The organism is Microcoleus sp. POL10_C6 (assembly GCF_036701585.1).
Taxonomy (GTDB): Bacteria; Cyanobacteriota; Cyanobacteriia; order Cyanobacteriales; family Microcoleaceae; genus Microcoleus.
On record NZ_JAUBRB010000011.1, the window covers coordinates 98,212 to 121,225 of the forward strand.

The window sequence follows — 23,014 nt, forward strand, 5'->3', positions numbered from 1 at the left end:
AGGTTATGTTATGAGCAAGAAGTTATTTACCGAATATCCCGAACAGGACGAACGCAAATATTACGATCTTTTGGTTGAGCAGGCCAAGCTTCGGATGGATAATCTTTACGGGGATAAGGAGCGGGCGCTGCGAGATACTCACGCCAAAGCTCATGCCTGCGTTAAAGGAACTCTGGAAATTTTTGACTTTGATGAGGAAGCGATTAAACGGGAATTGGGCAAACGCGCTTCGTTAAGTTCTTCGCGACTCAATGCTATTTCCCTTAAGCAAGGTTTGCTAGCAAAACCCAAAGAATATCCTGTTTGGTTGCGATTTGCTAACGGGGCTACCAAAGTATACCCTGATTACCAAAAAGATTCGCGCTCAATATCAGTGAAAGTGATGGGGGTGGAAGGGGAACGACTCACGCAAAGCCACGAGTCAAAAACCCAGGACATCATTGTTCACAATTCAGAGCTATTTGTGAGCCAAACCATCAAAGACTACTACGGCTTTTTTTCTGCTCTGGTTGAATCACCAGAGGCATTGAAAAAGTGGCTAATACGACATCCCAGACACTTTCTAGCGGTCTCGACGCTTACTGGTAGCCGGACTCCGAAGAGTTTGCTAACAGCCAAATATTGGAGCGGTTCACCCTCTGCTTTGGGTCTCTATCCCGATTTCGATCCCTCCCAGCCTGGTGTAGTTCCTGTCGAATATCCTGCTGTAATTAAGTATGGGTTTACTCCGGTTTCATCCAAACCACCGCACGAGATAATTCCAGAACAATCTCGACCGGGAATTCCTAAATTTCCCTTTGTCGATCGTGCTAAAGCCTTGGGTTTAGATCCCAATAAACCAGACAATTATTACCGGGACGATCTAATTCAAGCCTTAGCGAAACCTGATGCCCAATACTGGTGGGAGTTTGGCATCCAGTTCCAAACCAGCCTAAAAATGCCGATCGACGATGGCATCAATGTCTGGAAGGAAAAGGATTCACCCTTCTTGAGAGTAGGTCGTCTCACCGTCAAGCATCAGATTATTGATTATGAAAAACAATCGGATTTCAACGAAAACCTGAGATATTCTCCCTGGAACGGCTTAGCAGTTCATCGTCCTGTAGGTGCGATCAATCGCATACGCGGTGTTGTTTACCCCGTTGTAGCGAATTATCGCCTTCAAAAGCGAGGTCTTGTCCACCAAGAACCAACCGGAGAAGAAACTTTTTAAGGGAATAATTTTTGTCGGGGACATCCCACCGGAAACGATATTAACAAGCGAAACCTTCAAAAAATCCCATCCCTTTTTAGGGGGTGGGAATGTTGAAAATTATTAATTTTTAGTGATTCAGTCCTTAGTCCTCATTATTCAGTAGCAATTAATCAATAACTGGGTTCGTACCCAATTATTAATTATTCTGCTAGCAACCAACTGATGACTAATGACCAACGACTGATGACTAATAAATTAAGCTTGCCGTGAGTAGTATTCCACCACTAGCAGTTCGTTAATCTGTAGAGCAATCCACTCGCGTTCGATAACGCCGTTAACTTTGCCAACCAGTTTTTGCTTATCAAATTCCAAGTGATTCGGCAAGTGAGCCAAGCCTGGGTCTTTGAGATTAGCTTCTACCATTGTGCGCGAGCGCTCTCTATTTTTCACAGCAACCACATCACCAGGCTTGCACTGATAGCTGGCGATATTGACTTCACGGTCATTGACAGTTATGTGACCGTGATTTACCAATTGTCTAGCGGACGGAATGGTTGGAGCCATTCCCATCCGAAACACAGTATTGTCCAAGCGCATTTCCAAAAATTGCAGTAACACTTGACCTGTGGAGCCCGTGACACGGCGGGCTTTGCGGACGTAACGGAGCAGTTGGCGTTCCGTCACACCGTAATTGAAACGGAGTTTTTGCTTTTCTTGCAAACGAACCGCATACTCAGAGAGCTTTTTGCGGTTTTGACCGTGCTGTCCAGGCGGATAATCTCGTCTGGGGGTTTTGCGGGTTAGACCCGGCAACTCTTTCAGGCGACGGACGATTCTCAATCGGGGGCCTCGATATCGAGACATTTATTTTCCTCTCTAATATCTGTATGCAATTTTATGCAGACTCTATATTATATGTTGGTAACGGTCAAAATTCAAATAAAGATCGATAAAAAAACGATCGACCGCAGCGCGAGCCATAATGTGAGGTAAATTCTGAAGGAAAAGCCGATCGCTCGATCGCCCCAATCAGCCAAAAGAACTCACTACTCGATCTGCCATGCACAACCGCAATTTTTCCCGCACTTCTTCCCCAAAGCCAGCACCGACAGGCTCAAACCCTACCGCGCGCTGGATATTAGCTCTCGGCACGCAGCTAGCAGCACTCGGTTTGTTGGCAACAGCACTGCCAATCTCACCAGCATCAGCCATCACTATTAGAATCCCTCGCTCTAGGAATCCCTATCGCGTCTGCGCCCTAGAACTAATCGAAGCCGGAGTGGGGGCAGAGGCAGCAGCCGCCGCTTGTGCTGACGCCCTCCGCCCCCGCGACATATCTAAATGCGCCCTCCAAATCAACCGCAAAACCAATATTTCGGGTGTCGAAGCGCTCTCTAGCTGTCGGCGGGTGAGGCGTCCCAAAGAATTGGCTACTTGCGTAGTGAATATTAACGGCAAAAGTCGAACTCAACCTGCTGATCCCCTGGTAGTGCTCGATGGATGCCGCCGCAGTTTATTACCACAACAGTTTTCTGAATGCGTAGTCGGTTTGAGCGGCAGGCTCGACTTTCCCACTGACAGGTTAATCGCCACTTGTCTTGACCCCAGAGACAGCGTGAGCCAGTTGGACGGACGCCCTGCACCGACGCCTCCTGTGGAGCTAATTTCACCGCCTTCGCCCCCCAATTAATTTGTCAGTTGTTAGTTGTCAGTGGTCAGTTGTTAGTTGTTATTTGTTAGTTGTTATTTGTTATTCCACAGCTATTAGCTACTGCCAATCGCCAACTGCCAACTGCCAACTGCCAACTGCCAACTGCCAACTGACTACTTTTTTATAATCAAATGTCAGAAATTTTTGCTCAAATTACAGTCGAAGAATTAGCTCGTCAATTAGCAGAAACCAATGCTGAGAAATTGCAGCTTGTAGACGTGCGGGAACCTTACGAAATTGAACTCGCGGCGCTGCCGGGATTTGTAGCTTTTCCGCTGAGCGAGTTTGCCGAATGGTCTGGTGCAATTGACGCTAGACTCGATCGCGACACCGAAACCCTAGTTCTGTGCCACCACGGAGTGCGATCGGCTCAAATGTGCCACTGGTTAGCCACTCAAGGATTTACTAACGTTAAAAATATCGTTGGCGGCATCGATGCTTACTCAATGGTGGTGGATCGAACCGTCCCCCGCTATTAACATCACATCCAGTTCTTAACTATCGTTTTCTTCAGAGTCCGCGCGGGCGGACTTTGTATCTGTATAAGCGAAATATATTTCCCCCGAATTACCTAATTAACAGCAGCCAATCGAAAATTTAAAAGCTTACTCATAGTGAGCCGATCGCGCCCCTGCCTTTTCGAGTCATAAAGAGCCTCATCAGCCGCCATTAGCAGCGTTATCGCATCATTTTCCTCGCTCGGAACAACGCTGGCAATTCCGAAACTAATCGTTACCACAGAATTAGGTAGACCGTCAAGACTCTGCGGGTTAAAAAGAATATTCAAATCTTTCACTTTCGCTCTAATTTGTTCGGCAACAACCACAGCCGCCGACGCATCAGTTTCAGGTAAAATCACAGCAAACTCCTCGCCCCCGTAGCGAGCAGCTACATCAGCAGGCCGCGGGAGCGATCGGCGAATTGTCTGAGCTACCGATCGCAAACACTCATCTCCTGCTTGATGTCCGTAGGTATCATTATATATTTTGAAATAATCGAGGTCGCACAAAATTAAAGATATCGGAGACCCCTCGCGAGCCATATGTTTCCATTCCGTTCGCAAGCAACTATCAAAATACCGTCTGTTGCCAATTTGAGTAAGTTCGTCCACATTCACCAAAGCTTGCAATCTTTGATTTTCTTGCTGCAACTCCTCAAAACGAACCACCAATAACTTGTCCTGGCACAAATTTTGCCCTTGAAAATACAGGCGATATAATTCGCAAGACAAACTACAGTTATTTCCCTCTAATTTGACCAATCCCATGCTCTCTAACTGATAAGCCATCAAAGGTTCAAGGTGAATGCTATTTTTAGCAGCGACAACTTGTTGGAAGGCGGAGGCGAGTTCGGGCTGCTGTTGAATGGCGATCGACTGATTTTGCAAGTAGTCGCTATAAATTCCGCTGTGAGTAGGAGCTGCTGTTAAAAGTTCTGCCAACTTGGCTAGCCCCAGTTCCTGCCCTGGTTCATCCCGATCGACTGAGAGGCGATTTTGTTGCAAAATTGCCAGGTGATACAGCGCTAAATGCACTAAATAAGGATGCCCGCCTACCATGTTCATTAATTGCTCGATCGGATCGCTATTGCTCCAGTTCAGTCCGTGTCTGCACGCCAAATCTTGAACTTGTTCAGCAGTAAATTCTGAGAGTTTCATCGGCATTCCTACATTAAATGGAGATTGATTAAGCCTCAAAGCAATATAAATTTCGGTCGAATGAATGACAACAATGCGGAGTTTTTGCCAAGTTGTGCTAGCGCGAGCTTGTTCATACCAAAAACGGATAATAGAAAGAAAATCTTGAGCAATGTTAGTGCGTTCAAATATGCGATTTATTTCGTTAATCACCAAGATAATGGGACTATCAATTAGTTCGAGCAAATAGTTTTCAAAGTAAATTGTGCAGCTTACCTTGCTGCCCATATCTTCATCCCAGAATTCATCAATATTTGGTTCGAGTTTGAGTTGCCGAGCGACATTGACACAAAGCCAGCGTAAAAATTTATCTAAACTAGCAAAAACCGCTGCGTCGGCTTGCTGAAAGTCTACAGTTACTGTGCGGTATCCACGATCGACTGCCGCGTGCATTATCCGCAGCATCAGCGAACTTTTGCCCATTTTTTTGGGAGCTTTAATGCGAACAAGGCCTCCGGGTTTGCTAATTTCTGCACAGACCAACGCTTCGGCCCCTGAGCGCTCAATATAAAATGGAGAGTCAAGCGGTATGGGGCCGCCGGGAAAATCTAGGTCGGCAACTGTTTGGATCGAGTTTGGTGATTTTTGGAGTCCAGCCATAGTCATTGTGCAAGGCGATACCCTGACTGTATCTTACTGTGCGTCAACCTTTGTCAGGTTAGGAAGTAGACGAGCGGTGTCCAAGATCGATCGACAATCCTACAAAATCTAAGTTTTTAGGGACTTCCCGGAACTGACTTTGCTATAGTAGTGTCACTTTACCCAGTCTCAAACCCTGCTTCAACACGGCTCTGCAGACCGACAAAAATTCGACGGTAGCCCAGACGCGCTCATTCTTGGCTACCGGAAAAATAACTCGTCGGTCGTCAATGTCGCGCAGGAAGAGCCCCCATCAAAGGAGAAATAATCATTGTCACGTCGCTACCTGTTTACCTCTGAATCGGTCACTGAAGGCCATCCTGATAAAATCTGCGATCAAATTTCAGATACGATTTTAGATGCCTTACTGACTGAAGACCCCAAAAGCCGCGTCGCAGCCGAAGTTGTCGTCAACACCGGCTTAATGCTGCTGACGGGCGAAATTACCACTAAAGCTCAGGTAAATTACATAGAATTAGCCCGGAAAAAAATAGCCGATATTGGCTACATCCACGCTGACAACGGCTTTTCGGCCAATAGTTGCTCAGTGTTGGTGGCTCTTGATTCTCAGTCTCCCGATATTGCTCAAGGGGTGAATACAGCCCACGAAAGCCGGGAACAATCGAGTGAAGAGGAATTAGACGCCATCGGAGCCGGCGACCAAGGTTTGATGTTCGGCTTTGCTTGCAACGAAACGCCGGAAATGATGCCTCTGCCGATCAGTTTAGCGCACCGGATTTGCCGTCAACTGGCCGCAGTCCGCAAAACCGGTCAGTTATCTTACCTGCGTCCCGACGGCAAAAGCCAAGTTACAGTCATCTATGAGGACGGCAAACCCGTTGGCATAGATACGATTTTAATTTCTACGCAGCACACCGAAACGATCGGCGACATCACAGACACAGCCGCAGTTCAAGCCAAGATCAAAGAAGACCTTTGGACTGCTATCGTCCAACCTGTGTTTGCCGATATTAGCGTGAAGCCGGATGCAGAAACTCGCTTCCTTGTCAACCCTACCGGCAAATTTGTGGTCGGCGGGCCTCAAGGAGATTCGGGTTTGACGGGCCGCAAAATTATTGTGGATACCTACGGCGGCTATTCCCGTCACGGCGGCGGCGCTTTTTCTGGGAAAGACCCCACCAAGGTAGACCGCAGCGCGGCTTATGCTTGTCGCTACGTTGCTAAAAATATCGTAGCTGCTGGTTTGGCCGAAAAGTGCGAAGTGCAGTTGAGTTATGCGATCGGCGTTGCGCGGCCGGTTAGCATGATGATCGAAACTTTTGGCACTGGAAAAGTTGATGACGATCGCCTTTTGGAAGTTGTGAAGCAGCATTTTGAACTGCGTCCTGCGGGAATCATTCAGGCATTTAACTTGCAGAATTTGCCTGCTGAAAGAGGCGGCCGTTTCTATCAAGATGTGGCGGCTTACGGTCACTTCGGACGCACTGATTTAGATTTGCCTTGGGAGGAAACTGATAAGGCGGAACTTTTGAAAGCAGCTTTGAGCCAGCAGTTGTCTGCTGTTGCTGGATAGTACAATTTTGGGGCGTGTACTGCGCCCCTTATCCATAAATAATATCGGGTGCTATCAATGAATGTAGGGTGCGTACTCCGCACCTTATTCATAAATAATATCGGGTGTTCTTCGGCGCATCTTATCCATAAATAATACCGGGTGCTACCAATCAATAATAACGTAGCGGGTTCAGTGCCCACCTTCAAAGAAAAAAAGACTAAATAAATGCGCTTTTTCACACCTTTCCAATCAGCAATTCGCAGTTTTGCCTCTTCCCTCCAACAGCGGTTGGCGACGACTGGATTTTCTGCACCAAATCCAGCAACGCTGCCCAGTTCGTTTGCAACTAACAATCCTGGTGGAATTCGCGGCGTTTGGATAACCACCACTGACTCCAAAGTTCTAACATCAAAAGAGCGAACTGCTGAGGCAATGGACTTTCTCGCCGATACGGGATTTAATACCGTTTTTCCTATAATTTGGAGCCAGGGTTATACGGCTTATCCTTCTCAGATAATGCGAGAAAACTTTGGGGTGGAAATTGACTCGCGCTATCAAGGTCGCGACCCTTTAGCGGAAATATGTGTTGAAGCCAAGAGAGTTGGTTTAAAAGTGATTCCTTGTTTTGAATACGGATTTGTGAGTTCTTACAATCGCAAGGGCGGTCATTTGCTGGCGAAAAAACCTGAGTGGATTGCCCGTGATGCCAGCGGCAATTTACTTAAGAAAAATAACTTTGACTGGATGAATTCTCTTGACCCGGAAGTGCAAGACTTTGTGCTGGGGTTGATGCTGGAAGTTGCTAAGAATTATCCGGTAAACGGCGTTCAAGGAGACGATCGCATTGCGTTTCCCGTAGAAGGCGGTTACGACGAAAAAACGGTTAAACGCTATCGAGAAGAATGCGGGAGAGCCGCACCATCGGATTGTAAAGAACAACATTGGGTGCAGTGGCGCGCTGATATTATTACTGGCTTTGTGGCTCGTTTATACCGAGAAGTGAAAGCGATTAATCCTGATTTGTTGCTATCGATGTCGCCGAGTCCTTATGACTGGGGGCTGGTGGAATATTTGCAAGATTCTAAAGCTTGGGTTGACAAAAATTTGGTGGATCTGCTTCACCCGCAGTTTTATCGCCGCGATTTTAATGCTTACAAACAATTGGTCGATAAAATGATGTCGGGACAGCTTAGCGGGCAGCAAGTAAAGTGCGTGTCGCCCGGTATTTTGTTGACGAATCGAGGCAGCAAATATAGCATAACTCCCGAACTGTTGTTGCAAGTAATTGCTTACAACCGCTCTTGCGGCATTCAAGGAGAAGTGATGTTTTTTTACGAAGGTTTGCGAGATAACGATAACGCTTTGGCTAAGGTTTTGAAAAAAGGGCCCTATGCTCGTTGAGAGATTGTCCCGCCATCAATCTGTTTTCGGTTGGCTGCGGTCAACTGCGCCGATCGCTATTCCAAACCAAGTTGGTATAAAATAAGATGTGGCACCATTCTCCATAAGCTTTGATTAACAGGCAAGATGCCTATTCCACAAAGGGTGAGTTTTCTTGTGGAACAGCTATCTTGCCTGTTGCTGACAATGGTGCAAGATGTGAGGATAAAATGATATAGCAGAGTTAGGCTATCTCAAAACCCAGCAATGCGAAGCAGCAAGCGCTACTAATTGTCAAGGTGATTGCCCCAACAAACCCAATAATTAATAATTGGGGAGTTGCAAAAATAGTGGAATAAGACATATTTTAGAAGTGGGTGCAAGCTTTTTTTTAGAAGTAGCGTTTTGTAGACACCATATTTTTTAAAGACAGTTTAAAAGAGCAATCTCAACCGCTCGCCAAAATATTAGGATAAATCAGTGACCTCAGCAGCAAGCCTCATCGAACAGCTACCCCAGCTCAGCGATGCTCAATTCCATCAAAAATATTTGAAACAAAAACAAGGGATGCGAACCTTGGCGACTATATTGCCGCAAGTAGAACAGCAAAGTCTGGCGTTGCGGGCAGTAAAATTAGCTCTAAAAGTAAATTTAAAACTCGGCTCGAAGCTAGCAGGAACGGTAAAGCCAGAATTTCAAATAGCCACAATAAAATTAATCGACAAAATCCCCACTTCGCCGCTGCTCAAAATTCAACTGCTGGCCCTCACAAGTTCAGATATGGCAATTCCGATGCTGGTGGCCGCATTGAACCACAAAGAAAGTGCAGTGCGCCTGGATGGGATTCGAGCGATCGGGAAAATAGGCTCCGAAGCAGCAGTAATTGAATTAGCCCGATCGCTCGAATCCAAAGATTCCCAAATCCAAGCTTGGGCCGCTTGGGCTTTAGGAGAAATTGACTCGAAATTAGCCGCCGTAGCACTGCTCAAAGCCATCAAACACCCAGAGTCGAGGGTGCGCGCCTGGGCTGTTTGGGCTTTGGGCAAAATTAACCCGAAAACAGCCGTCCCCGCGCTGCTCAAAGCCCTCAAACACCAAGACTCCGAGGTTCGCTGGCGGGCTGCCGTCAACTGCGGGAAAATCGCCGTCTCTGAGGTAGTTCCCGGGCTGCTGAATGCCCTCAGAGACGAAAATCACATCGTCCGGGCTAGGGCCGCGGCGGCTTTGGGGAAAATCGGCGATTGTGAGGCAGTACCCGGCTTAGTAGAATTGCTTCACGACGATCCCGACTCCTATGCAGTTTCTTTGAGGGCCGCCGAGGCCTTGGGACAAATTGGCACGGAAACGGCTGTAGCCGGGCTGGTGCAAGCCCTCAACCATGAGGACTCAGACGTGCGCGGCAGTGCAGTTTCTGCCTTGGGGGAAATCAGCAGCGAGGTGGCTATGGTGGCCGTAATCGGGTCGCTCTCGGATCGAGATATTTTCGTGCGTGGCAGGGCGGCGGTTGCCCTGGGGAACATCAATACAGAGGGAGATGCTAAATTGCCCAAAATGGTGGTCGCGGGACTGGCGAGCGCAATTGGCGACACCGAATCTTATGTGCGGTGGAGAGTTGCTGCTGCTTTGGGGGAAATTGGGACAGAGGAAGCTGTGGCAGGTTTGGTGCGGTTGCTGGGGGACGAAAATTCTGGAGTGCGCCAAAAGGCTGTTAAATCCCTCGGTCAAATGGGCTCAACGGCTGCTATTGTTGCTCTGGAAACAGCTTTAAATCGCGAATTTGCTGACGTTCGGGCGCTGGCTGTCCAATACTTGGCGGATGTCAACACTGAGGCAGAAACAGTTGATTTTGATCCCTCAGTCTCTGCAGATTTGTCGGGTGAAAAATTGCCGAAAATCCTGATTGCTTCGCAAGTAGAAGCCAGCGAATACATTGTCGATCGCGCTGTGGGGCGCCAGATCAAATACCTGATATCGATCGGCAGTCCGGGTGTGCCCGAACCCAAAACTTTTCATCAAATCCCGAACCGAATGTGTCTGGAGTTTAACGACCTCGACACCCCCGTTGACGACCCCGATCAAATCTTGCCTAGCCTTGAGGATGTACTGAAAATTATTGACTTCGCCCTCAAAATTTCGTCGCAGAGAGGCAGTTTGCTGATCTGCTGCCAAAGTGGGATCAGCCGTTCAACTGCCACAGCTTTGATTGTTTGTGCTGCGCTGTTGGGTCGCGGCAAGGAACGGGAAGCTTGGGCGGTTGTGCTTGCCGCCAGACCCCAAGCCAAGCCGAATCGCTGGATGGTACACTTGGCCGATGAAGCTTTGGGTAGAGACGGTAAGCTAGCACTGGCGATCGAATTGACTACCGCAACTCCAGAACTCGCAATCGCCAACAGTTGACCTGCAGAAAGCGGGTTTCTTTTCGCAAGCCCTACAGTTATACTCAACTAACGACACTTCACCTCAGACTTGTCTTTGCGGGGCAACGATGCCAAAAGTCGATCGCCAGGGTGCAAAAGTTCGATCGGCTGCTGCATTTGTGACATTCTGTGCTAGGAAGTTGTCGGATGCTCAACAAAAACCGTTAAGCAATCGTCGCATTGCTGGCAGCCAAAGTCCAAAGCGAAGGAATCGGGTGCATTGTCAACAGACAATATCAGCTTTGGGCTACTCACAGGCAAAACAGGTCTGAGAGAATTTTCTGCCTGTAACATTCCACGCAGGGATAATTCACTGCGGGGATAAAGTTTTATTTTTTTTTGCCTGCTGCAGACTTTTACGAGTCGAAAAAGTAATTTGGCAACAGTCCTCAACAGCCTAATTATCTCTTAGACATCAACCGAATTTAAGTTTCTCCTCTGACTCGACCAGAGTTTCAGATGCTTTTTCGCAGATGTCTACCGTCAAATAGACAAGATTTTCCGTTTGGAGAACTTAAGATCGTGATAGATTTTAACAGAATACAGGGGTTGCATATGTCAAAAATTAACTTGCTAAAAAAAACAGGACATGAAGCAAGTTTCTCGGTTGCCGTTTGGGAAGACCAGGGGGAATTGAATCCAGACTTAGAACCATTTAACCCGCCGAAAAAAAACGTGAAAACGCGAAAGGTTAACCAAAAAAATACCAATTTAGGTAAACAGATGCCAGTTTTTATTTCCGGAGAAGTGGCTTCTATAGAGACCGTGAAGAAAAAAAAAGCCAACCATGATTTTGTAGAAACATTATCCTTAAAAGTTAGCAAAAGTTTGCCATCTAAAATTGGCGGTTTGCCTATCCATCAAAAAATTGGCTACGGGTATTTGCTGGCAATAGGAATCGGCTTTCTTGGCTCGCTGAGCGGACTGGTGATTGCCGATTACTACCAAGGACAAGGATTAAAGCAATTCAATGATGCTCATCTACAAGCGCAATTGCTCGGCAATTTTAAAGATGCAGCGCTGGCGGCCCAATTGCAGGGTTCACAGCTAGATTCTTTTGTAGATAATTCAACCAAGCTAAAACAGCAAGAAGAGCAGTTGGTTAAGAGTATTGTTAAGGCGAAAAATCTGCGGTTGCGTATAGAAAAGTTTGTAGACAGCCAGCCCGCTTGGCTGGCAGCAAAACCGGAAGTTCTCAAGTTTTTGCTGCAAGATTGCACAAAAAAATTAGAAGCATACGCCGATACTCTCCAGTCAACCTTGCAGACAATCCAGCAATCGCAACTATCGCCTCGGGAGATAGAGTCTGCCAGAAAATTGCTCGCCATCGAAAGTGGAGAAGGTGTAAAACAGCTCAACAACAGCCTTGAGGAATTGAGCAAAATCCTCGATATTGCCCAGCAGCAAGAAGGCCAAGGTGGTGAAGTGATGGAAGACGCCCAAGGAATGGAAAAAGCCATAATTATTATTAGTATGCTGCTGTCGGTAGTGGTGGCTGGAATGGTGGCTTACCGGACGAGTCGGGCGATCGCCAAACCTGTGATCAGCGTCACTAAGGTGGCCGAACAAGTAGCCGCCGAGTCTAATTTTGACTTGCGAGCCCCCGTCACGGCACAAGGCGAAATAGGCTCTCTGGCTGTCTCTCTCAATCACCTAATCGAGCGGGTTTCGGAACATACAAAAGAATTGAAACAAGCTAAGGAAGCCGCCGTCACCGCTAACACTGCTAAAAGCCAGTTTTTAGCAAATATGAGCCACGAATTGCGGACGCCTTTAAATGCGATTATCGGCTACAGTCAACTACTTTCAGAAGATGCCCAGGATGCGGGATTTGATGAGTTTGTACCCGACTTGCACAAGATTCAGACAGCCGGCACGCACCTGCTATCTTTGATTAACGATATTCTTGATTTGTCAAAAATTGAAGCGGGGGGTATGAAACTCGAAATCCAGGAGTTTGACATCGAATCCCTGGTTGACAATGTTGCGAGTGCCGCGAAACCGTTAGTAGAGAAAAATGGCAATGTTTTGGAGATTGAGTGCGATCGAACTGTGGGCATAATGCACGCAGATTTCAAAAAAGTCCGGCAGGTTTTGATGCACCTGCTGAGTAATGCTGCGAAGTTCACCAAAAACGGCAGAGTGAAACTGAGTGTCAGGCGCATTGAAGGCAGTGGCAAATTGAATACAGCAGGGCGATCGGCGATTGACGATTCAATGGCTGCCGATGAAACTCATTCTGCGGCGATCGCTTGTCCCCTGCTGAATGTTCAAGAGTCGGATTGGATTTGTTTATCTGTTAAAGATAGCGGAATTGGAATGTCGGAAGAACAACAGCACAAATTGTTTGAAGCTTTTGTACAAGCTGACTGTTCATCAACGCGACCGTACGATGGCGCGGGATTGGGGCTGACACTTAGCCGCTACTACTGTCAGATGATGGGCGGGGAAATTTTGGTAGAAAGCGAAGAGGGAAAAGGGTCTATTTTCACTGTCCGTATACCAGCAGGAAACGGGTGATGTAATTTTTGGGCGAGAGATGTAGAGGGGTAGGCAGAGGGGCGAAAATGTATGTTTCAAACCTCTGGCTTTATGTCGAAATGCTTTAGTCTTGTCAGTGGGGGGCGATCGCACTCTGTTAATTCTAATTGGTTATTTTGCCAATTCAAACAGCACAAACCGCTTGCTGCTGAACTCCAACCTAAGTCTATGCCGATAAATTTCATATAGTTCTGGACGCAGGGGTGGTCAGAAACCGGGTTTTTTTTACGGAAAGACGCGTTACGGCCGGCAAAAACCGCAAAAAACCCGCTTTCTTTGGCTTGGATGCGTCCACTCAACTTTTATCTTGTTTCTCATCGGATGGTGGGGACTGTTTTTGCATTTGTTTTTGACGTTCTCTGACAGCTTGTTCCAAAATGAATGCTGACAAGCCGCTGATTGAACGGCGTTCCTCATTTGCCCACTCTTGAAGTAGGTCATAAATTCCTTCTGCTATGGAGGTTGATATGCGTTTAGCCATTAGAGGGTAATTGTTTCTTATTTAAGCCGATCGTCATTGTCGAGTATTTTATACAATTTTGTCTAATATGCAGCAAACTGTTGCAATGTGCTGCATTATGCGCTATATTCTTAGAGAGTCAAAAGCCAGCGCTGAACTTCCTACGGCCCGCGCTGGCTGATGGTTCCCCAAATACAAGGAGACAGTCCAAATAAAAGGAGACTATTTCTATGGTAAAGCCTGTGAGCGACGGCAGCGAATATAACCGCGGCTATCAACAAGCTTTGAATGATTTTGGCATCACGCAACTGCTGTCGGGTATCCGCAGCTACTCTGATGAGGATTTTGATGCCGATCGCGCGCGCATGACTGGGCCAGAGATCGAAAGCTTTGCGGTGTTTCTGATTCTGCGCGTCGGGGCGAATCTGAAAGGAAGTACGATCGCCCGCTACCTCAACACTCTCAGAAAAGCAAATTCTCCGACGATCGCCGATCGCCCCGCGATCGAACTCAACCCAAATTCGCGAGGGAAAACACCTGAAAAGTCAAAGGGGGGCGATCACAATTCTTGGGCGATCGTCCGAATTTTACCCAATGCTGAACACTATACAATTGCGCGTTTTGTCAATCGCCAAGATGCGGACGATCGGCGGAGGGCTTTGTGTCGGTTTATTCCAGGGGGAGTGTTTGAGGTTGTGTGCGATCGTACCTAACCAATAAACACTTCTGGACGGTGACAATTGTAGTCCCTCAGCAATTGAAATCGCTTTTGACCTCTTACTCGTGTGGCGAAGCGCCCCTGGAATGCGAGTAAGAAGTCAAACTACACAAACTCTCGTCCCAGCAGAGTGGGACTGAAGAGTGCTCGCTGCTATCATAATACCTAGATACTGTAAAAAAGCGATGGCTGCCAAAGACCGATTCCATGATGCTGTTAAACAAGCTCTCTTGAAGGAGAAGTGGGTAATTACGGCAGATCCGCTGATCCTCAAGATAGATCAGGTGAAGTTTGAGATCGATTTAGCAGCAGAGAAAGTCTTTGCCGCTGAAAAGGCTGGACAAAAGATTGCTGTTGAAATCAAAAGTTTTTTGAATCCATCAGCGGTGACAGACTTTCATTCAGCGTTAGGACAGTTTTTGAACTACCGCTTAGGATTGCAAATGACCGAACCAGACAGAACTCTATATCTGGCAATTCCTCTCGATATATTTGAATCCTTTTTTCAAGAACGATTCACTCAGGAAGCTGTCCGACAGTATCAAGTGAAGTTAATCGTCTACGAACCGATGCAGGAGGTAATCATCGAATGGAAAGAATAGAGCAGTACCGCCAATTTATCCGCCAGTTGCTAACCACTCATGCCACACCAGAGCAAAATTCAGAATTGGATGTTGAATGTCAGCTTGTGTTCGATACAGAACAAGATCATTACCAAATTTTAGACGTGGGTTGGGAGGGATACAAGCGGATTTATAACTGTTTCATTCACTTAGATATCAAGGATGGTAAAATCTGGATTCAACGCAATATGACAGAAGCCGATCTTGGGCAAGAATTAGTCGAGATGGGAGTACCCAAAGAGGATATTATTTTAGGGTTGCATCCACCTTACAAGCGTCCATATACTGGCTATGGAGTTGCTTAGGAAATGCGTAAGGTTCCCCGGAGTTGAAAAACCTGTTGAAATCGAAATAATCAATGTCTGACGCACGCTATAAGTTAATTTAACTGTCTAACGATTAGCATCGAGACTATTTTGGCATCCAATCAACCAGCCCCGACTTTATTTAGAAGGTTGAGAAGGTTGGGGACTTACAATTAACAATTGATCGCCGGATTGACTTTGTTGAATAGCCATCACTGGCGGGCGAACTTTAGGGTCTTTTTGCTGTTCTTTTGTTAAAGCCGGAAACAGATAAATCCAGTTTCCTCTCTCCAAAAGGAACCGCCAAACTCTAGGTTCTTTGGGATTATTGATATCAGTATAATCTCTTTTGCTCAAATCAGCCAATAGACCTGCATCGCCGATCGCCTTAAATCCTTTAGGGTCTAGTCGGAGTGTTGGATCGTCGAGTTTTCTGCCTAAAGCAATGTTGTCTTGTTTGGCGATTAAGGCAACGGCGGGTAAAGACGAATTTTCCCCGGCATCGCGTCGGGCATCGGCAATACCTTGGTGGTATGCTGACCAAAACAACACTAGCAATACCCAACCGACGATGATAATTTCGTCAACGAGCGATCGCAATAATTTTATCGAGTTATATCTATTGACATTAAATTGTTGCCAAGATTTCAGGATGCGGTAAATCCACCTGAATCTTCTGCCGTAAGGATAGGAAAGCGACCGTGTAATTATGCCATTGATTTTAGCAGCAACTGTCTTGTTTATACTATTCACCAGCCACAAACTGAGGTAAATCGCCAGGGCTGTCAGCAGAAGGGCGATCGCACTTTTGAATATGCTTGTTCCGCCAGCAAAAAACACCTGAAGCGGCACCATAAAAAACGATTCGACGGGTAAATCGAGAGTCGTTACCTCTAGCTGAAAGAAGGAAAAATAAGACCAGCGATAAATCCAGCCCGTGAAAAACAGGGCAGCACCAAGCAAGCCAAAAACACTGGCCAAGTTGCCTAAAATATTCGATTCGGGGGTAGATTCTGGAGTTGGCAGCACGGATTTACCCTCAAGGGACTGAAGTATGGGTTTATAATGGTAGCGGGTTAACGCTTACCCTTGAAAGGAGTTTAAGGAAGTATGAAACGCAGAACACTTTCTTTTCTAGTTGTAGCACTTTTTACAGTAACGGCGAGTATGGCTGGACGAGTTAATGCCACCAGTCAGGAAATCCAGAAACGCAATTTGCCATCCGTACAAGCACAGGCTAACGCCAGCCAGCCCATACCCGTGGCGTTGCCGACGCAAGCGGAAATTGTGATGAAAGGAGGCGAAAAAAGAGATGGTAGAGTTGTAGAGATTGATGAGAAAGGGCAAAAATTATGGATACAGGGATCGAGGGAAAAGCGATCGCTCCCCTTGAGTCAAATTGATAAAATAGTATTTCCCAATAATGCGGTGGTTTATCGAACTAATGGGCTGCAGTTTATTCGGGGCGACACCCCAGTAGATACAAATACTCAAGCGAAATGGAACGGTATTCCGATCGGCGATTTTCGTCTGATAGATGCTGTCAAAGGTCAAGCTGAGGTAAAATTGAGGTCGCCTGTTGTGAATCGGGGGCAATTGCGGGCAATTTTGGCAGTTGCAAAAGATCGGCAATTTGTAGTTGATGAAATGAAATTCGAGCCGCAGAAAAAGACGGTGACTATTTTAGTAACTCCTTATTGATAGTGTTGGGGGTTTAAAACAGCGCCGTCCCCCGTTGTTTGGGAGCGACCGCGAGGGGATTACCATATCTGATGACTTTGATGAACCATTAGAAGATTTTCAGGATTATATGTAATGAGACTTCTGATGCCTCTCCTATTTAATGGAATTTGGTGAATTCTAAAAAAAATGAAACGAATTATTAGGAATATTTTGGTTGTATGTGTGTGTTTAACTCCTCTGACTGTACCACCGATGCTACAACCTAGTAGGGCGCAAAGTCCAAATGCACAGAGTCAAGAAGTAGAGAAACTGATACGGCAAGCAAGGGAACAGCAACAGCAAGGAAAATCGCAACTGGCAATAGAAACATGGCAGAAGATTTTAAGCCTTGTACGACAATTGAACGATCTAACAACGGAAGTATCAGTCCTCAATAGGATTGGTATGGTCTACAACAACATTGGACAACCAAAAGAAGCATTAAAATACTTTAACCAAGCTTTGCCAGTTTCGCGAGAAGTGCGGGATCGCTATGGGGAAGTTTTGACTTTGACTAATATTGGTTTAGCCTACGACAAACTTGGAAAATTAACAGAGGCATGGGAATACCTTAAGCAAGCTTTGCCAATTTGGCAGGAAGTGCGCGATCGCCCTGGGGAAGCTAGAACTTTGACTAATATTGGTTCATATTACCAGAACACAGGACAACCACAAGAAGCATTGAAATACTATAACCAAGCTTTGCCAATTTGGCAGGAAGTGCAGGCTGGCTCTGCGGAAGCTTTTACTTTGACTCAGATTGGTTGGGTCTATGACAGCATTGGCAAACCAGAAGAGGCATTGAAATACTATAACCAAGCTTTGCCAATTTCACAGGAAGTACACGATCGATTTGTAGAAGCTGTTGCTTTGAATGGTATAGGTTGGGTCCACTACAGAATTGGAAAACCAGAAAAGGCATTGGACAACTTTAAGCAAGCTTTAGCAATTTGGCAGGAAGGGGGCGATCGCTCTGGGGAAGCTACTACTTTGAATAATATGGGTTTAGCCTACGACAAACTTGAAAAATCAAAAGAGGCATTGGAATATCTTAAGCAAGCTTTAAAAATTAGGCAAGAAGTGAGCGATCGCCCAGGGCAAGCTGCTACTTTAACTAATATGGGTTTAGCCTATAACAACATTGGAAAACCAGAAGAGGCATTGGAATACCTTAACGAAGCTTTGCCAATTATGCGGGAAGGGCGCGATCGCTCTGGGGAAGCTACTACTTTGAATAATATGGGTTTAGCCTACCAAAACATGAAACAACCAAACGAGGCATTAAAATCCTATAACCAAGCTTTGGAAATTAGGAGGCAAGTTGGCGATCGCCCTGGCGAAGCTGTTACTTTAACTAATATGGGTTTAGCCTACCGAGATATAAATAAACCTACTGATGCCATCAAAAACTGGGAGGACTCCATCAAGATTACTTTAGAAATGCGGAGTGGTTTACAGCGAGAAAATCGCCAAAAGTTTTTACAAGCTAATAACTTAACTCCGATCGCCCTGACATCCCTCCTCATCGACCAAAACCAAGCCGATCGCGCTTTCCAATGGGTCAACATCGCCACCACAGCAGACCTCGCCGACTACACCCGCTTAATTGACGCCAAAGTAGCGAACCCCCAAGCACAAAAAGCCATTGACGAGTGGAATCAAAAAAACCAACAACTCCAATACCTCCGCCGCCAAATCGAAGACAAACCCTCAGACAATCTCGCCCGACAAATGCGGGAATTAGAAGCTGAAGTCTACAGCAAAGCTGAAGAAATCCGCAAAGACTTCCCAGAAGTCGCCGAACTCTTTGAAACCACACCTAAAGACATCGCCCAATTGAAAGCAAGTATCGCACCAGATACGGTTGTCATTCAACCCGTCTTGCTGACAAATGTCAAAAATGTCCCCAATACCGTCGCACTATTCGTCTTGACAAAGGACAGTTTAAGTGTTAAAAAAATTCCGCTCGACCCCGCAGAATTCGACAAACTCCTCACTCAATACCGCGAACAACTGCAAAATACTGGCGACACTAACTTCACTGCAACTGGCAGCAAACTTTACGACATCCTGATTCGTCCGATCGAAGACCAAATTAAAGCTACTGCCGCCAAACAATTGAGCATCATCGTCACGGGCAAACTGCGCTATATCCCCTTTGAAACGCTGTATGACGAACAAACTGATGAATTCCTGATCCAGAAATATCCTGTCAACTATCTCACCCGCATTTCCACAAGGTCAATTCCCCATTCAACTTTACAAGGCAGTGTCTTAGCCTTAGGAAATCCCATCCCCCGCGCGCCGCAAAATTTAGCTGGTACAGAAGAAGAAGTTAGAAATATCGCTCAATTATTCCCCGGAAGTTCCGCCTATATCGGCAATGTCGCCACCCTCGACCAATTCAAAACTCAAGCACCCCGCTTTCCTTTTTTACACCTAGCAACTCACGGCTGTTTCCAACGGGGAGGCTGTCAACAATTGGGCATGGAGGAAAATACACTGCTATTTGCTGACAGCCAATTCAATATTCGCGATGCCGCGTTATTAGGATTGCAAAACACCAGACTCCTCACCTTAAGCGCTTGTCAAACTGCTATGCAAGCAAATTCTAACGGTGAAGAAATATCGGGAGTTGCCTATGTATTTGAGCGTGCGGGCGCACAAGCGGTGATGGCAAGTTTGTGGAATGTTGATGATTCAGCTACTAAAGATTTGATGGTTGAATTTTATCAAAATATCAATAAAGGGATGAGTAAAAATGAAGCTTTGCGACAAGCTAAGTTGAGTCAAATTACTCGCCATCCGTTTTATTGGTCGCCGTTTATTTTAATTGGGGATGCGCGGTAGTTACTAACAGGCGGAACAGTTAACCCGATCGCATTTCTAGATATATCTGTATCCGTAAATGCGATCGTCAGCAATTAGGAGTAGCAAGTGTTCACAAAATTCAACCTAATTACCTTTCTGGCTCTGCTTCGGCATCAATTTCCCAGGAAACACGACTTTTCGTAGTTCTTCTGCTCCTAAAATGATCGGTGGACACACCAGCAATAGCAGCCATTGCCAGGGTGCTAAAGGTGCTGTCGAAAAAATGCGGCTCAACAATTCGTTATTGATCACGATCACCACTAAAATCCATTCAATGGCAATTCCGAGCCAGATTTGTGGATTAGAAAAGAATCCCAGCCGCAGAATTGATCCACGTTCCGATCGGCAGGCAAAGACATTGCCCGTTTGACAAGCCACAACCGATGCCAGAGTCATAGTAATGGCTTGAGTATAGATGGCGATCGTAGCGGCATCTGCTGAATGAGACAGAATGCTTGGGGTTGCGGCTTGTAATTCTGCCAAGTCATAACCGTAACTCCACCACACCACAAAAAATGCTGCCATCGCTAGGGCAGCTTCCAGCAATCCCAAGAAGCCATAGGCGCGCAACAGCAGAGAGCGATCGAGAAGCGGTTGCGATTTTTTCCGGGGGGGCTGCTGCATCGTTCCGGCTTCTGCCCGTTCTGCGCCCAATGCCAATGCAGGCACTATATCAGTTCCTAAATCAATAGCAAGAATCTGCATGATCACCAGTGCAGGAGGAATCTTCAATGCCACCATGAACAGAAATGGTACTAATTCCGGCAGGTTTGATGCCAGGATGTAGGTCATAAATTTGCGGATGTTTTGATGCACGGCTCGCCCCTCCTCGATCGCGACCACGATCGTCGCAAAGTTGTCATCGGTAAGGACAATATCGGCGGCTTCTCGTGCCACATCTGTGCCATTCATCCCCATCGCGATGCCAATATGGGCAGCCCTTAATGCTGGTGCATCATTGACTCCATCCCCCGTCACCGCAACTACATCCCCGATCGTTTTATAGGCTTCCACCAGCCGCAGCTTATGCTCAGGAGACATCCGAGCAAACACTAGCCCCGATCGATATTTCAGAATTTGTTGCAATTGAGCATCCGACAGATGCCCCATGCCTTCACCCGTTACCACCCGTACAGAATCGGTAACTAATCCAATTTTGCGGGCGATCGCCTCAGCAGTCAGTCCATAGTCACCCGTCACCATCGTCACCTTAATTCCTGCCTGATGGCACTGAGCAAGAGCGTCTCTTACCTCTGGACGGGGCGGGTCAAACATCGCCACCAGACCAATAAAAATCAAGTTTTGCTCTAAGTCTTGCGATCGCAAATCCAACATTTCACTCCCCCCACGGCGCGCCGCCACCCCTAAAACCCGAAAGCCCTGCTGGGCTAAATCATCGTTAGCCGCAACTATTTCATTCGAGTCGGATTGAGTGAGTTCGGAGAGAGTTCCATTCCGCAAGATAGATGTGCAGTGTCGCAACACTTCCAGCGGCGCCCCCTTGGTAAAAGCCAGGTTCGGCAAATCGCTATTCCATAGCGCGGACGATCGCCAGTCCAACACCACCGTCATCATCCGGCGACGAGAATCAAAAGGCACCTCGCGCAAGCGGGGAAGCTGTTTTTGCAAAGTTTCCAGATTCAATCCGGCTTTGGCCGCAGCCACCAGCAGAGCCGCTTCCGTTGGATCGCCAATTTCTTGCCAACGGCTAGGCGCTGTCAGGTGAATCAACCGTGCATTCGAGCAAAGTGCCGCCCCCGTAAGCAACAAATTGACTTTCCAGGATGCTGCAAAATTCGCGGGAATCTGAACCTCACCAGCCGTAGGATCGTATCCAGCGCCCGTCACTTCAATCAGAGTCGGCGTCATCGATGGATGAGATTTCTGCTTGCCGTTAAGAGGTGATAAGACAGCCGGCTCTTGGCTGGCAGGATTTGGGCTGTTCTCCGAAGATTCCCAGGGAAGCCAGAGATAATGCACCGTCATTTCGTTTTTAGTCAACGTTCCGGTTTTGTCGGTGCAAATCACCGTTGTAGCGCTCAGGGTTTCCACAGCCGAAAGACGACGCACCAAAGCATTACGGCGCACCATTCGCCGCACTCCGATCGCCAATGACAAAGTAACAGTCGGCAGTAAGCCCTCTGGCACCAGCGCCACAATGATCCCGATCCCAAAAATAAAGCTCTCTTTCAGCTCCATCCCCACCAGCAGGTATGTCAGCAGAAATACTAGAACTCCCATACCGAGGGCGATCGCAGTGATGATCCGCACAATATCAGCAACCTGCACTTCCAACGTGCTGGGTTCCCGTTTCACAACGGCGGTGAGATGGGCTACGTGACCAAACTCGGTTTGTGCTCCCGTGGCATACACCACCGCAACGCCCCTTCCTGACGAAACCGTCGAGCCTGCGAGCACCAAATTTGGGATTTCCGCCAGATTGACCTTTTCTTGTAAGGGATGTTCGCCCGCTGGTATCGTTTTGCCAGCCCGGATGGATGCAGCTTCGCGCACCCGCACCGGATGAGCGTTACGGGCAACAGGAAGCGATTCGCCAGTCATTACAGAAATATCCAGATACAGGCTTTCGGCAGTAACTAACCGAGCATCCGCAGAGATGCGATCGCCCTCTTCCAATTGCATCACATCTCCACGCACCAGTTCCTTTGCCGGAATCTGCTTTAGTTCCCCATTCCGATACACTTTCACCTGCATCGGCAACACATTCTTTAAGGCCGCTAATGCTTGCTCTGCTTGAAACTCTTGCCAAAAACTGAATACAGCATTAATCCCGATCACCGCCCAGATTGCCCAACCTAATTGAGGGGTTCCCGAAATGAATGCCAAAATCCCTGCCACCCATAGCAACAGGGCCATAAAGTGCCTTAACTGATCGGTAAATCTTAGCCACAGAGGGCGATGAGCCGGTTCTGGCAACTCATTCGTACCAAATTTTACGAGTCGATCGAAAGCTTCGTCATCAGACAACCCGTTCTCGCTGATTTCAAAGGATTTATATACATCTTCTGGTGATAGGGTCCAAATTGGTTGATGCGATACTGCCATACATCCCCACCTTAGAAATAGTTACTGAAGTCAGTCTTGGCATATTTTTAGAAGTATTTGTGTAAACTTAATTTTTCTTACAATATCCCTGGGATCGAACTGCCCCAGTACAGATGATTTCTCTACTTTTAATACTGATAATATTGCATCCCGT

Annotated in this window: 18 protein-coding genes; 13 read left to right on the top strand and 5 right to left on the bottom strand. The window is 46.9% G+C overall.

Annotated elements, in window-relative coordinates; genetic code table 11:
- Window positions 1-10 precede the first annotated feature (10 nt).
- Window positions 11-1,213 (top strand): catalase, encoded by a 1,203-nt coding sequence (locus QUA34_RS08810; RefSeq protein ID WP_333385746.1) that lies wholly within the window; start codon window positions 11-13, stop codon window positions 1,211-1,213.
- 237 nt (window positions 1,214-1,450) lie between these two features.
- Here QUA34_RS08810 and rpsD read toward each other — a convergent pair whose 3' ends face one another.
- A complete protein-coding gene (rpsD, locus tag QUA34_RS08815) occupies window positions 1,451-2,059 on the bottom strand; it encodes a 30S ribosomal protein S4 (RefSeq protein ID WP_172190738.1) in 609 nt (202 codons plus the stop codon).
- A gap of 196 nt (window positions 2,060-2,255) precedes the next feature.
- Between rpsD and QUA34_RS08820 the strand changes: the two genes are divergently transcribed.
- Together QUA34_RS08820 and QUA34_RS08825 are read left to right on the top strand one after the other, a co-directional pair.
- Window positions 2,256-2,885 (top strand): hypothetical protein, encoded by a 630-nt coding sequence (locus tag QUA34_RS08820; RefSeq protein ID WP_333330760.1) that lies wholly within the window; start codon window positions 2,256-2,258, stop codon window positions 2,883-2,885.
- 152 nt (window positions 2,886-3,037) lie between these two features.
- Entirely contained in the window at window positions 3,038-3,385 is a 348-nt protein-coding gene (locus tag QUA34_RS08825; RefSeq protein WP_333330763.1) for a rhodanese-like domain-containing protein, read from the top strand.
- Window positions 3,386-3,477: 92 nt separating this feature from the next.
- Here the strand turns inward: QUA34_RS08825 and QUA34_RS08830 are convergent, their stop codons facing one another.
- On the bottom strand, window positions 3,478-5,202 hold the full coding sequence (locus tag QUA34_RS08830; RefSeq protein WP_333385750.1) for an AAA-like domain-containing protein: 1,725 nt from the start codon (window positions 5,200-5,202) through the stop codon (window positions 3,478-3,480).
- A gap of 310 nt (window positions 5,203-5,512) precedes the next feature.
- Here QUA34_RS08830 and metK point away from each other — a divergent pair, with 310 nt between their 5' ends.
- From metK to QUA34_RS08855, 5 genes are all read left to right on the top strand, one after another.
- On the top strand, window positions 5,513-6,775 hold the full coding sequence (metK, locus tag QUA34_RS08835) for a methionine adenosyltransferase (protein WP_333330769.1): 1,263 nt from the start codon (window positions 5,513-5,515) through the stop codon (window positions 6,773-6,775).
- A 207-nt stretch (window positions 6,776-6,982) separates the two neighbouring features.
- On the top strand, window positions 6,983-8,158 hold the full coding sequence (locus tag QUA34_RS08840; protein ID WP_333385753.1) for a family 10 glycosylhydrolase: 1,176 nt from the start codon (window positions 6,983-6,985) through the stop codon (window positions 8,156-8,158).
- A 459-nt stretch (window positions 8,159-8,617) separates the two neighbouring features.
- The gene (locus QUA34_RS08845) at window positions 8,618-10,534 is read left to right on the top strand and encodes a HEAT repeat domain-containing protein (RefSeq protein ID WP_333385756.1); all 1,917 of its coding nucleotides are present in this window, start codon (window positions 8,618-8,620) and stop codon (window positions 10,532-10,534) included.
- Window positions 10,535-10,622: 88 nt separating this feature from the next.
- Entirely contained in the window at window positions 10,623-10,826 is a 204-nt protein-coding gene (locus QUA34_RS08850; RefSeq protein ID WP_333385758.1) for a hypothetical protein, read from the top strand.
- A 283-nt stretch (window positions 10,827-11,109) separates the two neighbouring features.
- Window positions 11,110-13,074 carry an ATP-binding protein gene (locus QUA34_RS08855; protein ID WP_333330777.1) on the top strand — a complete coding sequence of 655 codons (1,965 nt, stop codon included), beginning with the start codon at window positions 11,110-11,112 and terminating at the stop codon, window positions 13,072-13,074.
- Between the two features lie 316 nt (window positions 13,075-13,390).
- On the opposite strand, the gene QUA34_RS08860 is transcribed toward QUA34_RS08855, so the two are convergent.
- Window positions 13,391-13,576: a ribbon-helix-helix domain-containing protein gene (locus tag QUA34_RS08860; RefSeq protein WP_333330572.1), complete on the bottom strand. Its 186-nt coding sequence runs from the start codon at window positions 13,574-13,576 to the stop codon at window positions 13,391-13,393.
- A 209-nt stretch (window positions 13,577-13,785) separates the two neighbouring features.
- Between QUA34_RS08860 and QUA34_RS08865 the strand changes: the two genes are divergently transcribed.
- The 3 genes from QUA34_RS08865 to QUA34_RS08875 all read left to right on the top strand — a co-directional run bounded on the left by QUA34_RS08865 (window position 13,786) and on the right by QUA34_RS08875 (window position 15,201).
- Window positions 13,786-14,268, top strand: a complete 483-nt coding sequence (locus QUA34_RS08865; RefSeq protein ID WP_333385763.1) for a hypothetical protein — start codon at window positions 13,786-13,788, stop codon at window positions 14,266-14,268.
- Between the two features lie 190 nt (window positions 14,269-14,458).
- Entirely contained in the window at window positions 14,459-14,875 is a 417-nt protein-coding gene (locus tag QUA34_RS08870; RefSeq protein WP_333330578.1) for a XisH family protein, read from the top strand.
- Complete coding sequence (locus QUA34_RS08875) at window positions 14,863-15,201, top strand: XisI protein (RefSeq protein WP_333085469.1); 339 nt, start codon at window positions 14,863-14,865, stop codon at window positions 15,199-15,201. Before QUA34_RS08870 ends, QUA34_RS08875 begins: the two co-directional genes overlap by 13 nt.
- Window positions 15,202-15,339: 138 nt before the next feature.
- Here the strand turns inward: QUA34_RS08875 and QUA34_RS08880 are convergent, their stop codons facing one another.
- A complete protein-coding gene (locus QUA34_RS08880; protein WP_333385767.1) occupies window positions 15,340-16,230 on the bottom strand; it encodes a hypothetical protein in 891 nt (296 codons plus the stop codon).
- 81 nt (window positions 16,231-16,311) lie between these two features.
- Here QUA34_RS08880 and QUA34_RS08885 point away from each other — a divergent pair, with 81 nt between their 5' ends.
- Together QUA34_RS08885 and QUA34_RS08890 are read left to right on the top strand one after the other, a co-directional pair.
- On the top strand, window positions 16,312-16,902 hold the full coding sequence (locus QUA34_RS08885; RefSeq protein ID WP_333330584.1) for a hypothetical protein: 591 nt from the start codon (window positions 16,312-16,314) through the stop codon (window positions 16,900-16,902).
- Window positions 16,903-17,070: 168 nt separating this feature from the next.
- The gene (locus tag QUA34_RS08890; protein WP_333385770.1) at window positions 17,071-19,773 is read left to right on the top strand and encodes a tetratricopeptide repeat protein; all 2,703 of its coding nucleotides are present in this window, start codon (window positions 17,071-17,073) and stop codon (window positions 19,771-19,773) included.
- A 105-nt stretch (window positions 19,774-19,878) separates the two neighbouring features.
- Here the strand turns inward: QUA34_RS08890 and QUA34_RS08895 are convergent, their stop codons facing one another.
- On the bottom strand, window positions 19,879-22,860 hold the full coding sequence (locus QUA34_RS08895) for a cation-transporting P-type ATPase (protein WP_333385773.1): 2,982 nt from the start codon (window positions 22,858-22,860) through the stop codon (window positions 19,879-19,881).
- Window positions 22,861-23,014 lie beyond the last annotated feature (154 nt).